The organism is Shewanella sp. GXUN23E (genome assembly GCF_050865035.1).
Classification (GTDB): Bacteria; Pseudomonadota; Gammaproteobacteria; order Enterobacterales; family Shewanellaceae; genus Shewanella.
This window is the reverse complement of sequence record NZ_JBOZWP010000036.1, coordinates 1-15,559: the sequence shown is the minus strand read 5'-3', so window position 1 is coordinate 15,559 and position 15,559 is coordinate 1. Positions and strand designations below refer to the sequence as shown.

Genomic DNA, 15,559 nt, shown 5'->3' with positions numbered 1-15,559 from the left:
TTTGACTGCATTCATCCAGACAGATGCGGTTGAAATGTTTGAATTTGCCTACGGGGCCCCGGATGCCACCTTGCGTAGCAAGCTGATTAAGAATACAATCTATGGCCGATTTTTGACCCCTGAGCGTGATGCAGTTGCAAGCCAAGGGTGAATTCGGACCACGAATTTGCCTGTTTGGGCTGTATTGAAGGCTTCGAGTTTACTTGGTGACTCAAGCTCAGGTCGTAATGAGTAACGGAATTAACCGATGACAACGAATACTGAAAACCAGGGTAACTCTCTGGATATGGTGAAGTGGGGTCTGGCATTTATACTGCTGGCCGCTGCTGTTATTGGCAATCAAATGTACAGCGAAGAAGTCAGTGTGCTGGTACGTGCAATTGCTGTGGTGATTGCGTTTGCTCTGGCGGGTTTCATCGCATTGCAGACCGCCAAGGGTAAGCAAGCGCTGGCATTTGCCCGTGAATCACAAATTGAAGTGCGTAAAGTAGTATGGCCGACCCGTCAGGAAGCGCTGAATACCACCTTTATCGTACTTGCCGCTACCGGTATTCTGGCTGTGATCCTGTGGGGCTTGGACGCAGTGCTGCTGCGAATTGTCAATTTCATTACTGGCGTATAGGCACCCGAATGACTGAAGCGAAAGAAGCTAAAAAAAGATGGTATGTGGTACAGGCTTTCTCCGGCTATGAAGGCCGTGTATGCAAGTCGCTGATCGAACATATCAAAATGCACGGAATGGAACATCACTTCGGTGAAGTACTGGTTCCTACCGAAGAAGTAGTTGAAATGCGTGCCGGCCAGCGTCGCAAGAGCGAGCGTAAGTTCTTCCCTGGCTATGTCTTGGTTCAGATGGAAATGAACGATGAGAGCTGGCACCTGGTGAAAAGCATTCCACGCGTGATGGGCTTTATTGGTGGTACGTCTGACCGCCCCGCACCTATCTCTGATCGTGAAGCTGAAGCCATCCTGCAACGTCTGCAGGAAACCACAGAGTCTCCAACTCACCGCGTGATGTTTGAGCCTGGTGAAGTGGTTCGCGTCACCGAAGGTCCGTTTGCTGACTTCAATGGTACCGTTGAAGAAGTGGATTACGACAAGAGCCGCGTAAAAGTGTCTGTGATGATCTTCGGCCGTTCTACTCCGGTAGAACTGGACTTTAATCAGGTTGAAAAAAGCTGATTAAATAAAATACAAGATCCGTTTGGCAACGGCTGCGGGTTAATATATAATCCGCAGCCGTTGTTTTCGGGGAGCTCTCGGCATAGTGCCGGTAGCGTTTGCACCCATACTTGAGGAAATTGCTCATGGCAAAGAAAATTGAAGCTTACATCAAGCTGCAGGTTGCAGCTGGTGCTGCTAACCCATCTCCACCAGTTGGTCCAGCTCTGGGTCAGAAAGGTGTGAACATCATGGAATTCTGTAAGGCGTTCAACGCTCGTACTGAAAAGTTCGAGAAAGGTATGCCGATTCCTGTTGTTATCACTGTATACAACGATCGTTCTTTCACTTTCGAAACCAAGACTCCTCCAGCATCATTCCTGCTGCTGAAGGCTGCTGGTCTGAAGTCTGGCTCTAGCCGTCCTAACACCCAGAAAGTGGGTACTATCAAGCGTGCTCAGGTTCTGGAAATTGCAGAAACCAAAGCTGCTGATATGACTGGTGCTGACGTTGAAGCGATGGCTCGCTCAATCGAAGGTACTGCGCGTTCAATGGGTTTGGTAGTAGAGGACTAATACAATGGCTAAGCTGACTAAACGCATGCGCGTAATCCGCGAAAAAGTAGACGTAACCAAGAGCTACGATATCAACGAAGCTGTTGCTCTGCTGAAAGAACTGGCTACCGCTAAGTTCGTTGAGAGTGTTGACGTTGCTGTTAACCTGGGCGTAGATCCTCGTAAATCTGACCAGAACGTACGTGGTGCGACTGTACTGCCTCACGGTACTGGCCGTGAAGTTCGCGTAGCTGTGTTCACCCAGGGTGCAAACGCAGAAGCTGCTAAAGCGGCAGGCGCTGAACTGGTAGGTATGGAAGATCTGGCTGAGCAGGTGAAAGCCGGCGAAATGAACTTCGACGTAGTAATTGCTTCTCCAGATGCAATGCGCGTTGTTGGTATGCTGGGTCAAATCCTGGGCCCACGCGGCCTGATGCCTAACCCTAAGACCGGTACTGTAACTCCTAACGTTGCTGAAGCTGTTAAGAACGCTAAAGCGGGTCAGGTTCGTTACCGTAACGACAAGAACGGTATCATCCACACCACTATCGGTAAGGTTGATTTCGACACCGTTCAGCTGAAAGAAAACCTGGAAGCTCTGCTGTCTGCGCTGAAAAAAGCCAAGCCAGCTGCTGCCAAAGGCCAGTACGTCAAGAAAGTTACCATCTCCACCACTATGGGTGCAGGTGTTGCAGTTGACCAGGCTACCCTGGAAACCGCTAACTAATTTACAGGGTGCGCGTATTAGCGTATAATGCGCGCACTTTGTCGGGTTGAAGTGTGTTTTTTGCACAAGTGTTGAAACGCGCTTCCGTCCAAGACCGCAGGTGTAAATCATTAGATTCACTTAATTTCCTGCGTAGACGGTGTCAGGCCCCAGTCTAGATTTTTTCTGCTGGAAATCTGCGCCGTACGTCACTGGATACATAAGTATTCAGTAGGTAATTTCCGGGGATTTTCCCGGGTAGAATCCAGGAGTAAAGCCAATGGCATTAAGACTCGAAGACAAGAAAGCGATTGTTGCTGAAGTCAACGAAGCTGCCAAAGGTGCACTGTCTGCAGTTGTAGCCGATTCTCGCGGTGTAACTGTAGGCGCCATGACCGCCCTGCGTAAGACTGCCCGTGCCAACGGTGTATACGTTAAAGTTGTACGTAACACTCTGGCTCGTCGTGCAGTTGAAGGTACTGCTTTTGAGTGCCTGAACGAGGTGTTCACTGGTCCAACTCTGATTGCATTCTCTAACGAGCACCCAGGTGCCGCAGCACGTCTGTTGAAAGACTTTGCTAAAGAGCAAGCGCAATTTGAAGTTAAAGGTGCAGCTTTCGAAGGGGAATTTATCCCTGCAGCACAGATCGATCGTTTGGCAAAACTGCCAACTTACGAAGAAGCACTGGCACAGCTGATGATGACTATGAAGGAAGCTGCCGCTGGCAAGTTCGTTCGTACTCTGGCTGCCCTGCGCGATCAAAAAGAAGCCGCTTAATCTTAAGCTGGCTGCTTGAAATAATTGAATTCAGAACTATAGGAAAACTTTCTTATGTCTATCACTAAAGACCAAATCTTGGAAGCCTTTGCAGCAATGTCTGTAATGGAAGTTGTTGAACTGATCGAAGCTATGGAAGAGAAGTTCGGTGTTACTGCTGCTGCTGCAGTAGTTGCTGGCGGTGCTGATGCAGGCGCTGCAGTAGAAGAGAAGACCGAATTCGACGTAGTTATGACTTCTCACGGCGACAACAAAGTAGCTGTTATTAAGGCTCTGCGTGGCGCTACCGGTCTGGGTCTGAAAGAAGCCAAAGCAATGGCTGAATCTGCTCCAGTAGCTATCAAAGAAGGCATCTCTAAAGAAGAAGCTGAAGCTCTGAAGAAAGAGCTGGAAGAAGCTGGCGCTCAAGTAGAGATCAAGTAAGCTATTATTTTAGCTTGCTAAAACACCTGAGCAATCAGGTGGAGGCTGGCGGTTTTTTAACCGTCGGCCTTTTTTGCGCTAAAGGCTCTGGCGATTTTTTCACCGTTCGTCGTCAGGGGTTCAAGCAGTCCCTAGCAGTGATTATTGGTTAGGTTCTTGCCATCAACGGTGATGGGCAAACGTGCTGGTTCAGCCAATTCGGTTGTATCAGTCCTGGTCTTATCTCGCAAGCAGAGGAAACCCATGGTTTACTCCTATTCTGAAAAGAAGCGTATTCGTAAAGACTTCGGTAAGCGTCCACGCGTATTGGACATTCCTTACCTGTTGTCTATTCAGTTAGACTCTTTCAAAACTTTCATCGATCAAGACCCTACCGGTGAGCGTGGCTTAGAAGCTGCTTTCCGTAGCGTATTTCCCATCAAGAGCTTTTCCGGTAACTCTGAGCTGCAGTATGTCAGCTACAAGCTGGGTGAGCCTGTTTTTGATGTGAAAGAGTGTCAGATCCGCGGTGTAACTTATTCTGCTCCGCTGCGCGTTAAACTGCGCATGGTGCTGTACGATCGCGAAGCTGCACCTGGTACAGTCAAAGACATTAAAGAGCAAGAAGTCTACATGGGGGATATCCCTCTGATGACTGAAAACGGTACTTTTGTGATCAACGGTACCGAGCGTGTAATTGTGTCTCAGTTGCACCGCAGCCCTGGTGTGTTCTTCGACCACGACCGTGGTAAGACTCACTCATCAGGTAAAGTACTGTATAACGCACGCATCATTCCTTACCGTGGTTCCTGGCTGGACTTCGAATTCGATCCGAAAGACGCATTGTTCGTTCGTATCGACCGTCGTCGTAAGCTGCCTGCCACGATTATCCTGCGTGCCATGGATTTCTCTACTCAGGAGATTCTGGACACCTTCTTTGACCGCATCACTTTCACTGTGAAGAAAGATGCGCTGGTTATGGAGCTGGTGCCTGAGCGTCTGCGTGGCGAAACTGCCAGCTTTGATATCAAAGATAGTGAAGGCAATGTGCTGGTTGAAAAAGGCCGCCGCATTACTGCCCGTCATATCCGTCAGCTGGAAAAAACCAACACCACTGAACTGGAAGTACCGGTTGAGTACATCGTTGGTAAGATTGCTGCTCAGGACTATATCGATCCTGATACCGGTGAAGTGCTGGTTAGTGCCAACAGCGAGCTGAGTCTGGAAGTCCTGGCTCAGTTGTCTATGGCTGGCATTAAAGACGTATCTACTCTGTACATCAACGAGTTGGATCACGGTGCTTATATCTCCGACACACTGCGCATTGATACCACTTCCAACCGTTTGGAAGCACTGGTTGAAATCTATCGCATGATGCGTCCTGGCGAGCCACCAACCAAAGATGCTGCCGAAGCGCTGTTCCAGAACCTGTTCTTCAGCGATGAGCGTTATGACCTGTCTAAAGTAGGTCGTATGAAGTTCAACCGTCGTCTGGAAATTCCTGATGACGTGGGTACCGGCGTACTGAGCCAGGAAGACATCGTTGCGGTGATGAAGAAGATCATCGAAATCCGTAACGGCAGCGACGAAGTGGACGATATCGACCACCTGGGTAACCGTCGTATCCGCTCCGTAGGCGAAATGGCTGAGAACCAGTTCCGTGTAGGTCTGGTACGTGTTGAGCGTGCTGTTCGTGAACGTCTGTCTCTGGGCGATCTGAACGAGCTGATGCCTCAGGATCTGATCAACGCCAAGCCAATTTCTGCGGCAGTAAAAGAGTTCTTTGGCTCTTCTCAGCTGTCTCAGTTTATGGACCAGAACAACCCACTGTCTGAAGTAACCCACAAGCGCCGTATTTCGGCTCTGGGTCCAGGCGGTCTGACCCGTGAGCGTGCCGGCTTCGAAGTTCGAGACGTACACCCAACTCACTACGGTCGTCTGTGTCCAATTGAGACCCCTGAAGGTCCAAACATTGGTCTGATCAACTCGTTAGCAACGTTTGCCCGCACCAACTCTTACGGTTTCCTGGAAACTCCATACCGTAAAGTAGTTGATGGTGTGGTGACCGAAGATGTGGAATACCTGTCTGCCATCGAAGAAGGCCGCTACGTAGTAGCACAGGCCAACATTGCACTGGACAGCGACGGTCGTATTCTGGAAGAGCAGGTAGCCTGTCGTCATAAAGGTGAATCTACCTTTATGCGCGCATCTGACATCCAGTATATGGACGTATCGCCACAACAGATTATTTCTGTTGCAGCCTCGTTGATTCCGTTCCTTGAGCACGACGACGCCAACCGTGCATTGATGGGTGCGAACATGCAACGTCAGGCCGTACCAACGCTGAGAGCTGACAAGCCTCTGGTAGGTACCGGTATTGAACGTAACCTGGCTGTTGACTCTGGTGTGGTTGTCGCTGCCAAGCGTGGCGGTGTGATCGACTATGTTGATGCCAGCCGTATCGTGGTTAAGGTAAATGAAGATGAGCTGCGCCCAGGCGAAGCCGGTATCGACATTTATAACCTGACCAAGTACACCCGTTCTAACCAGAACACCTGTATCAACCAGCGTCCATGCTGCTCAGTCGGTGATCCGATTGTTCGTGGCGACGTACTGGCTGACGGTCCATCTACGGATCTGGGTGACCTGGCTCTGGGTCAGAACATGCGTATCGCGTTCATGACCTGGAACGGTTACAACTTCGAAGACTCGATTTTGATCTCCGAGCGCGTTGCGCAGGAAGACCGTTTCACCACGATTCACATTCAGGAACTGTCTTGTATCGCTCGTGATACCAAACTGGGCAGCGAAGAGATCACTGCTGACATCCCTAACGTAGGTGAGTCTGCTCTGTCCAAGCTGGACGAGTCAGGTATCGTTTACATCGGTGCAGAAGTGAAGGGTGGCGACATCCTGGTGGGTAAGGTGACTCCGAAGGGTGAAACTCAGCTGACTCCAGAAGAGAAGTTGCTGCGTGCCATCTTCGGTGAAAAGGCCTCTGACGTAAAAGACAGCTCGCTGCGTGTGCCTAACTCTGTGAAAGGTACCGTTATCGACGTGCAGGTATTTACCCGCGATGGCGTTGAGAAAGACAAGCGTGCGCTGGAAATCGAAGAGATGCACATCGCTCAGGCTCGTAAGGACCTGACCGAAGAGTTCAAGATCCTGGAAAATGGTATCTTCGACCGTGCCCGTAACCTGCTGATCAATGCTGGTTACAGCGAAGCCCAGCTGGCTGAGATTGCCCGTAAGGAATACCTGACTCAGGCGATTGACGACGAAGCAAAACAAACTGAACTGGAGCAGTTGGCTGAGCAGCACGAAGAGCTGAAAGCTGACTTCGACAAGCAGTTTGAAATCAAGCGTCGCAAGATCACCCAAGGTGATGATCTGGCTCCAGGTGTACTGAAGATCGTTAAGGTTTACCTGGCGGTTAAGCGTACTATCCAGCCAGGTGACAAGATGGCGGGTCGTCACGGTAACAAGGGTGTTATCTCCAAGATCTGTCCTATCGAAGATATGCCATACGATGAGCAGGGTAACCCTGTAGACATCGTGCTGAACCCACTGGGTGTACCATCCCGTATGAACATCGGTCAGGTACTGGAAGTTCACCTGGGTGCTGCAGCCAAGGGGATCGGTAACCGCATTCAGAGCATGCTGGAAGAACAGCGTGAACTGGCTGAACTGCGCGGTTACATCAAGCAGGCATATGAGCTGGGTGAATCTCAGCAGAAAGTCGATATCGACTCTTTCACCGACGAAGAAGTTCTGCGTCTGGCCAAGCACCTGAAAGAAGGTCTGCCGGTTGCTACTCCTGCGTTTGACGGTGCCAAAGAGAAAGAGATCAAGCAGATGCTTGAGCTTGCCGGCTTGCCAACTTCTGGCCAGCTGACCCTGTTTGATGGTCGTACCGGTAACGAATTTGAGCGTCCAGTAACCGTGGGTTACATGTACATGCTCAAACTGAACCACCTGGTGGATGACAAGATGCACGCCCGTTCTACCGGTTCGTACAGCTTGGTTACCCAGCAGCCTCTGGGCGGTAAAGCTCAGTTCGGTGGTCAGCGTTTCGGTGAGATGGAAGTGTGGGCCCTGGAGGCATACGGCGCTGCGTATACCCTGCAGGAAATGCTCACTGTGAAGTCTGACGACGTGAATGGTCGTACCCAGATGTATAAGAACATCGTGGACGGCAACCATCAGATGCAGCCTGGCATGCCAGAGTCCTTCAACGTATTGCTGAAAGAAATCCGCTCACTCGGTATCAATATCGAGCTGGACGAAGAGTAATACGGGCCAAGGCCTCGTTGGTAACAGAATCGGTGTCCCGCGAAAGCGGGGCACCCGGTTTAACTCCTTCAGGAGAGAAACGTGAAAGACTTATTAAAGTTTCTGAAACAGCAAAGCAAGACCGAAGAGTTCAACGGCATCAAGATCGGCCTGGCGTCGCCTGATCTGATCCGCTCTTGGTCATTTGGTGAAGTTAAGAAGCCTGAGACCATCAACTACCGTACTTTCAAGCCTGAGCGTGAAGGCCTGTTCTGTGCGCGTATCTTTGGTCCTGTAAAAGACTATGAGTGTCTGTGCGGTAAGTACAAGCGTCTTAAGCACCGCGGTGTGATCTGTGAAAAGTGTGGCGTAGAAGTTACCCAGACTAAAGTACGTCGTGAGCGTATGGGTCACATTGAACTGGCGAGCCCTGTGGCTCACATCTGGTTCCTCAAGTCACTGCCGTCCCGTATCGGTTTGATGCTGGATATGACTCTGCGTGACATCGAGCGCGTACTGTACTTTGAATCTTTTGTAGTTATCGAGCCAGGCATGACCAGCCTGGAGCGCGGTCAGATGCTGACCGAAGAAAACTACCTGGATGCGCTGGAAGAGTACGGTGACGAGTTCGAAGCCAAGATGGGTGCTGAAGCAGTGATGGAACTGCTGAAAGCGATCGATCTGGAAAAAGAAATCGAGCAGATGCGTGAAGAGTTGCCATCCATCAACTCTGAAACCCGTCGCAAGAAAGTGACCAAGCGTCTGAAGCTGATGGAAGCTTTCTACACTTCAGGTAACAAGCCTGAGTGGATGATCCTGCGCGTACTGCCTGTGCTGCCACCGGACCTGCGTCCTCTGGTACCACTGGATGGCGGCCGTTTCGCGACTTCAGATCTGAACGATCTGTATCGCCGCGTGATCAACCGTAACAACCGTCTGAAGCGTCTGCTGGATCTGGCTGCGCCTGACATCATCGTACGTAACGAAAAGCGTATGCTGCAGGAATCTGTAGATGCGCTGTTGGATAACGGTCGTCGTGGCCGCGCCATCACTGGCTCCAACAAGCGTCCGCTGAAGTCTCTGGCCGACATGATCAAAGGTAAGCAGGGTCGTTTCCGTCAGAACCTGCTGGGTAAGCGCGTAGACTACTCAGGCCGTTCGGTAATTACCGTAGGTCCTACTCTGCGTCTGCATCAGTGTGGTCTGCCGAAGAAAATGGCACTGGAACTGTTCAAGCCATTCATCTACGGCAAGCTGGAAGGTCGTGGCCTGGCCACCACCATCAAAGCTGCCAAGAAGATGGTTGAGCGTGAAGTGGCGGAAGTATGGGACGTTCTGGATGAAGTGATCCGTGAACATCCGGTACTGCTCAACCGTGCACCAACACTGCACCGTCTGGGTATCCAGGCGTTTGAACCAGTGCTGATTGAAGGTAAAGCGATCCAACTGCACCCGCTGGTGTGTGCGGCGTACAACGCTGACTTCGACGGTGACCAGATGGCTGTTCACGTACCGCTGACACTGGAAGCCCAGCTGGAAGCCCGTGCGTTGATGATGTCTACCAACAACATCCTGTCACCTGCCAACGGTGAACCTATTATCGTTCCTTCTCAGGACGTGGTATTGGGTCTGTACTACCTCAGCCGTGAGCGTATCAACGGCAAGGGTGAAGGCATGGTGTTTGCGTCTGTGGCTGAAGCTGAAAAAGCTTACCGCACCGGTGCTGCTGAACTGCACGCCCGCGTGAAAGTGCGTCTGACCGAAACTCAGATCGATGAGAACGGTGAGCGTACTCAGATCCGTCGCATCGTGGATACCACTGTTGGTCGTGCACTGATGTCCAACATTCTGCCAGCCGGTCTGTCTTTTGACCTGGTGAACCAGGATATGGGCAAGAAGCAGATTTCCCGTCTGCTGAACACCTGTTACCGTCAGCTGGGTCTGAAAGATACTGTTATCTTCGCCGACCAACTGATGTACACCGGTTTCCAATACGCCACCATCTCTGGTGCCTCAGTAGGTATCAACGACATGGTTATCCCAGAGCTGAAGTACAGCCTGGTGAAAGAGGCCGAAGAGGAAGTGCTGGAAATCCAGGAGCAGTTCCAGTCTGGTCTGGTAACTGCGGGTGAACGTTACAACAAGGTCATCGATATCTGGGCCCGGACCAACGAACAAGTGTCCAAGGCCATGATGGAAAACCTGTCTACCGAAGCGGTCATCAACCGTGATGGCGTGGAAGAGAAGCAGAAGTCCTTCAACAGCATCTATATGATGGCCGACTCAGGCGCTCGTGGTAGTGCTGCTCAGATCCGTCAGTTGGCGGGTATGCGTGGTCTGATGGCCAAGCCAGACGGCTCCATCATCGAGACGCCAATTGTGGCGAACTTCCGTGAAGGTCTGAACGTACTGCAGTACTTTATTTCTACCCACGGTGCCCGTAAGGGTCTGGCGGATACCGCACTGAAGACGGCGAACTCCGGTTACCTGACTCGTCGTCTGGTAGACGTTGCTCAGGATCTGGTCATCGTTGAAGACGATTGTGGCGCGACCGAAGGTCTGACCATGAAGCCGCTGATTGAAGGTGGTGACGTAGTTGAGCCGCTGCGTGAGCGCGTACTGGGTCGTGTGGTTGCAGAAGACGTGTTCTACCCAGGTACTGAAGAAGTGCTGGCACCACGTAACACCCTGCTGGACGAAGCATGGTGTGACAAGTTGGAAGAGCACAGTGTCGACGAAGTGCAGGTGCGCTCCGTTATTACCTGTGAAACCGACTTCGGCGTATGTGCCAAGTGTTACGGCCGTGACCTGGCCCGTGGTCACCTGATCAACATGGGTGAGGCTATCGGTGTAGTCGCAGCTCAGTCGATTGGTGAACCAGGTACCCAGCTGACGATGCGTACGTTCCACATCGGTGGTGCGGCATCCCGAGCGTCTGCCGAGAACAATGTTCAGGTGAAGACCGACGGTACGCTGAAACTGCACAACGCCAAGCATGTGACCAACTCTGACGGTAAGCTGGTTATTGTATCCCGTTCTTCTGAACTGGCGATTATCGATGACATGGGCCGTGAGAAAGAACGCTACAAGGTGCCTTACGGTACTGTACTGAGCATTCAGGAAGACGAAGCGGTTAAAGCTGGCCAGATCATTGCGAACTGGGATCCACACACTCACCCAATCATCACTGAAGTGGCGGGTTATGTGAAGTTCCAGGACATGATCGATGGCGTGACCATGACCACCCAAACCGACGAGCTGACAGGTCTGTCTTCTATCGTGGTATTGGATGTGGGTCAACGTGGTACTGCCGGTAAAGAGATGCGTCCAATGATTCGTCTGGTGGACGAAAATGGACACGATCTGATGATCCCCGGTACCGAAGTACCTGCACAGTACTTCCTGCCAGGTAATGCGATTGTGAACCTGGCTGACAACGCTCAGATCCGCGTGGGTGACGCCCTGGCTCGTATTCCTCAGGAATCGTCCAAAACCCGCGATATTACCGGTGGTCTGCCACGGGTTGCTGACCTCTTTGAAGCGCGTAAGCCAAAAGAGCCTGCAATTCTGGCCGAAGTTAGCGGTACTATCTCCTTCGGTAAAGAAACCAAAGGTAAGCGTCGTCTGGTGATCACTCCTAATGAAGGCGGCAACGCTTACGAAGAGATGATCCCTAAGTGGCGTAACCTGAACGTGTTCGAAGGTGAAAAGGTTGAGCGTGGTGAAGTGATCGCCGACGGTCCAGAAGCGGCTCACGACATTCTGCGTCTGCGTGGTATCCACCATGTAGCCAACTATATCGTGAACGAAGTTCAGGACGTTTACCGTCTGCAGGGCGTGAAGATTAACGACAAGCACATTGAAGTTATCATCCGCCAGATGCTGCGTAAGTGCATCATCACTGAAGCCGGTGACTCAGAGTTCCTGGAAGGCGAACAGGTTGAAGTGGCCCGCGTGAAGATCGCTAACCGTGATCTGGAAGCGGCTGGTAAGCTGCCTGCCAAGTTCGAACGTGAACTGCTGGGTATTACCAAGGCCTCCTTGGCGACTGAATCGTTCATCTCTGCGGCCTCGTTCCAGGAAACCACTCGCGTACTGACTGAAGCTGCAGTTGGTGGTAAGAGTGATAACCTGCGCGGTCTGAAAGAGAACGTGATTGTGGGTCGTCTGATCCCAGCCGGTACCGGTTTTGCGTATCACAACCAGCGTAATCAGAAGCGCAATGCGGCGGTGACTGACGAAGTTCAGACCATCAGCGCCAGCGAAGCTGAACAGAACCTGGCTGATCTGCTGAACATGACCAGCTCACACGATTAACCTCAAGGTTAGTTATAAAAAGGCGCCTGGGGCGCCTTTTTTATTGTATAGAGAGGCAAAAGTTGGCTATTTCTTGACAGCCATGCATTACCTTTCTAAAATTCCGCGTCCCACCATAGTGGGATTAGATTTTTTACACCCATTTGTTGAGCTAGATTCAACTAATTTGGAGCTATTACATGGCAACTGTTAACCAGTTGGTACGTAAGCCACGTGCAGCCAAAGTCGAAAAGACTAACGTTCCTGCACTGGAAGCGTGCCCACAGAAGCGTGGTGTTTGTACTCGTGTGTACACCACCACTCCAAAGAAACCAAACTCTGCTCTGCGTAAAGTAGCGCGTGTGCGTCTGACCAACGGTTTTGAAGTAACTTCATACATCGGCGGTGAAGGCCACAACCTGCAAGAGCACAGTGTAATCCTGATCCGTGGCGGTCGTGTTAAAGACTTGCCAGGTGTGCGTTACCACACTGTTCGTGGCGCCCTGGACTGTGCTGGCGTGACTACCCGTCGCCAAGGCCGTTCCAAGTACGGTGCTAAGCGTCCTAAGTCTTAATGGTTTCCCGTTAAGTAAGGCCAAGCTAAACATTTGTAATTCCAGTTTTGGAAATACCTGAAGCATACGGAGAATTGTTATGCCAAGACGTCGCGTAGTAGGACAACGTAAAATCCTACCTGATCCAAAGTTCAACAGTGAGTTGCTGGCTAAGTTCATCAACGTCATTATGCAGGATGGCAAAAAGTCAACTGCAGAAAAAATTATCTACAAAGCTCTGGATGTTGTAGCCGAGAAGAAAGGCGAAAATCATCTGGTAGTTCTGGAAGCAGCCCTGGACAACGTACGCCCATCAGTTGAGGTGAAATCTCGCCGCGTTGGTGGTTCTACTTACCAGGTACCATGTGAAGTTCGTCCAGTGCGTCGTAACGCTCTGGCGATGCGCTGGTTGGTTGAAGCTGCTCGCAAGCGTGGTGAAAAATCTATGGCTCTGCGCCTGGCAGGTGAACTGCTGGATGCATCCGACAACAAAGGCACTGCAGTGAAGAAGCGTGAAGACGTTCACCGCATGGCCGAAGCAAACAAAGCGTTTGCTCATTACCGCTGGTAATAAAATTGGCGTGGGCTTCGGCCCACGCCTCTATGTTGTTTCCGGGGCGCCATATCCCGGATAAGAGGATATAATCGTGGCTCGTACAACTCCAATTGAGCGCTACCGTAACATCGGTATCTGTGCTCATGTTGACGCTGGTAAAACCACCACAACTGAACGCGTTCTGTTTTATACCGGTCTGTCCCACAAAATCGGTGAAGTGCACGATGGTGCCGCAACAACCGACTGGATGGTGCAGGAGCAGGAACGTGGTATCACAATTACTTCCGCAGCCGTAACCACCTTCTGGCGTGGTATGGATGCACAGTTCACTGAACACCGCATCAATATTATCGACACCCCAGGCCACGTTGACTTCACCATTGAAGTTGAACGTTCTTTGCGCGTGCTGGACGGTGCCGTGGTTGTATTTTGTGGATCCTCAGGCGTAGAACCACAGTCTGAAACTGTATGGCGACAAGCTGACAAATATCACGTTCCGCGAATGGTATTCGTCAACAAGATGGACCGTGCCGGTGCTGACTTCGATCGCGTAGTCAAGCAGATCCGCACTCGTCTTGGCGCGACTTGCGTGCCTATTCAGCTGAATATTGGCGCTGAAGATGAGTTCAAGGGTGTCATCGACCTGATTAAGATGAAGGCAATCAACTGGAACGAAGCGGACCAGGGGATGACCTTTGCCTATGAAGAAATTCCAGCAAACTTGGCAGCAAAAGCGGCCGAGATGCGCGAGTACCTGGTTGAAGCAGCTGCTGAAGCCTCTGAAGAATTGATGGAAAAATACCTGGAAGAGGGTGATCTGTCAGAAGAGGAAATCAAACAGGCACTGCGCCAGCGTACCATTAACAATGAAATCGTGCTGGCCACCTGTGGCAGTGCGTTCAAGAACAAGGGTGTTCAGGCGGTACTGGATGCCGTGGTTGAATACCTGCCTGCGCCGGTTGATGTACCTGCTATTAAAGGTATCGATGATCGCGACAACGAAGTAGAACGCGAGTCTGATGACAACGCGCCGTTTTCTGCGCTGGCATTCAAAATTGCCACTGATCCCTTCGTGGGCACCCTGACCTTTATCCGTGTGTACTCCGGAGTTCTGCAGTCGGGTGACGCTGTGTATAACTCAGTGAAGGGCAAACGTGAGCGTATTGGCCGTATCGTGCAGATGCATGCCAATGACCGTAAAGAGCTGAAAGAAGTTCGCGCCGGTGATATCGCGGCGGCTATTGGTCTGAAAGATGTCACCACGGGTGACACTCTGTGTGACGGTGACCACAAGGTCATCCTGGAGCGTATGGAGTTTCCTGAGCCAGTGATTACCATTGCGGTAGAACCTCGCTCTAAAGCCGATCAGGAAAAAATGGGTATTGCGCTGCAGAAGCTGGCGGCTGAAGACCCATCATTCCGCGTCGAGACCGATGAAGAATCAGGACAGACCCTGATCTCCGGTATGGGCGAATTGCACCTGGACATCATCGTTGACCGTATGCGTCGCGAGTTCAGCGTGGAGTGTAACGTAGGTAAGCCTCAGGTTGCCTATCGTGAAACAATTCGTTCCAGCGTGGAAGTGGAAGGCAAGTTTGTTCGCCAGTCCGGTGGTCGAGGTCAATTCGGTCACGTATGGCTGAAGCTGGAGCCTAATGAAGAAGGCGCCGGTTATGAATTCGTCAATGGGATTGTGGGTGGTGTGATTCCAAAGGAATACATTCCTGCCGTTGACAAAGGTATCCAGGAGCAGATGAAGAACGGTGTACTCGCTGGCTTCCCTGTTCTGGACGTGAAGGTCACTCTGTTCGACGGTTCATATCACGATGTGGACTCAAACGAGATGGCCTTCAAGGTTGCAGGTTCTATGGGCTTCAAGAAGGGTGCGCTGCAAGCCAGCCCTGTGTTGCTCGAGCCTTGCATGAAAGTAGAAGTAACCACACCTGAAGATTACATGGGCGACGTGGTCGGTGACCTGAACCGTCGTCGTGGTCTGATTGAGGGTATGGATGACGGCGTGGCTGGCATCAAGATTATCCGCTGTGTGGTACCTCTGGCTGAAATGTTTGGTTATGCGACTGATTTGCGCTCTGCAACTCAGGGTCGTGCCTCATACTCCATGGAGTTTTTGAAGTACGCTGAAGCACCACAAAACATTGCTAAAGCAGTTATTGAAGCGAGAAGCTAGATTTTCAGCGCTAGGCTGGTATAACTGGTAATTTGTTTGATATTGGTCGGTTCCCCCGAACCGGCCACTCTCGAAAAGAAAGGAACATATCG

General features: G+C 51.3%; 11 protein-coding genes. All 11 read left to right on the top strand.

Features of this window, described 5'->3' with window-relative positions:
- Positions 1-247: 247 nt before the first annotated feature.
- The 11 genes from secE (at position 248) to fusA (ending at position 15,467) form a co-directional block, all read left to right on the top strand.
- Positions 248-622, top strand: a complete 375-nt coding sequence (gene secE, locus ACRRUX_RS20155; RefSeq protein WP_432533986.1) for a preprotein translocase subunit SecE — start codon at positions 248-250, stop codon at positions 620-622.
- An 8-nt stretch (positions 623-630) separates the two neighbouring features.
- Complete coding sequence (gene nusG, locus ACRRUX_RS20150) at positions 631-1,182, top strand: transcription termination/antitermination protein NusG (protein WP_432533984.1); 552 nt, start codon at positions 631-633, stop codon at positions 1,180-1,182.
- Positions 1,183-1,307: 125 nt separating this feature from the next.
- Positions 1,308-1,736, top strand: a complete 429-nt coding sequence (rplK, locus tag ACRRUX_RS20145) for a 50S ribosomal protein L11 (RefSeq protein WP_432533982.1) — start codon at positions 1,308-1,310, stop codon at positions 1,734-1,736.
- 4 nt (positions 1,737-1,740) lie between these two features.
- A complete protein-coding gene (rplA, locus tag ACRRUX_RS20140) occupies positions 1,741-2,442 on the top strand; it encodes a 50S ribosomal protein L1 (RefSeq protein WP_432533980.1) in 702 nt (233 codons plus the stop codon).
- Positions 2,443-2,701: 259 nt separating this feature from the next.
- Positions 2,702-3,199, top strand: coding sequence for a 50S ribosomal protein L10 (gene rplJ, locus ACRRUX_RS20135; protein WP_432533978.1), 498 nt, complete (start codon positions 2,702-2,704; stop codon positions 3,197-3,199).
- 54 nt (positions 3,200-3,253) lie between these two features.
- Entirely contained in the window at positions 3,254-3,622 is a 369-nt protein-coding gene (gene rplL / locus ACRRUX_RS20130; RefSeq protein ID WP_432533976.1) for a 50S ribosomal protein L7/L12, read from the top strand.
- A gap of 243 nt (positions 3,623-3,865) precedes the next feature.
- A complete protein-coding gene (gene rpoB / locus ACRRUX_RS20125) occupies positions 3,866-7,894 on the top strand; it encodes a DNA-directed RNA polymerase subunit beta (protein WP_432533974.1) in 4,029 nt (1,342 codons plus the stop codon).
- Positions 7,895-7,975: 81 nt separating this feature from the next.
- Complete coding sequence (rpoC, locus tag ACRRUX_RS20120; protein ID WP_432533972.1) at positions 7,976-12,190, top strand: DNA-directed RNA polymerase subunit beta'; 4,215 nt, start codon at positions 7,976-7,978, stop codon at positions 12,188-12,190.
- A 179-nt stretch (positions 12,191-12,369) separates the two neighbouring features.
- The gene (gene rpsL, locus ACRRUX_RS20115) at positions 12,370-12,744 is read left to right on the top strand and encodes a 30S ribosomal protein S12 (RefSeq protein ID WP_115139184.1); all 375 of its coding nucleotides are present in this window, start codon (positions 12,370-12,372) and stop codon (positions 12,742-12,744) included.
- Positions 12,745-12,823: 79 nt separating this feature from the next.
- Positions 12,824-13,294, top strand: a complete 471-nt coding sequence (gene rpsG, locus ACRRUX_RS20110; protein WP_432533970.1) for a 30S ribosomal protein S7 — start codon at positions 12,824-12,826, stop codon at positions 13,292-13,294.
- A 76-nt stretch (positions 13,295-13,370) separates the two neighbouring features.
- A complete protein-coding gene (gene fusA / locus ACRRUX_RS20105) occupies positions 13,371-15,467 on the top strand; it encodes an elongation factor G (protein WP_432533968.1) in 2,097 nt (698 codons plus the stop codon).
- The last annotated feature ends 92 nt before the right edge of the window (positions 15,468-15,559 follow it).

Excerpts from the sequence above, each read along its gene's own strand:
- rpsL (WP_115139184.1), top strand. The coding sequence starts at position 12,370 with ATGGCAACTGTTAACCAGTTGGTACGTAAGCCACGTGCAGCCAAAGTC.
- rplK (WP_432533982.1), top strand. The coding sequence starts at position 1,308 with ATGGCAAAGAAAATTGAAGCTTACATCAAGCTGCAGGTTGCAGCTGGT.
- secE (WP_432533986.1), top strand. The coding sequence starts at position 248 with ATGACAACGAATACTGAAAACCAGGGTAACTCTCTGGATATGGTGAAG.
- rplJ (WP_432533978.1), top strand. The coding sequence starts at position 2,702 with ATGGCATTAAGACTCGAAGACAAGAAAGCGATTGTTGCTGAAGTCAAC.
- rpsG (WP_432533970.1), top strand. The coding sequence starts at position 12,824 with ATGCCAAGACGTCGCGTAGTAGGACAACGTAAAATCCTACCTGATCCA.
- nusG (WP_432533984.1), top strand. The coding sequence starts at position 631 with ATGACTGAAGCGAAAGAAGCTAAAAAAAGATGGTATGTGGTACAGGCT.
- rplA (WP_432533980.1), top strand. The coding sequence starts at position 1,741 with ATGGCTAAGCTGACTAAACGCATGCGCGTAATCCGCGAAAAAGTAGAC.
- rplL (WP_432533976.1), top strand. The coding sequence starts at position 3,254 with ATGTCTATCACTAAAGACCAAATCTTGGAAGCCTTTGCAGCAATGTCT.
- rpoB (WP_432533974.1), top strand. The coding sequence starts at position 3,866 with ATGGTTTACTCCTATTCTGAAAAGAAGCGTATTCGTAAAGACTTCGGT.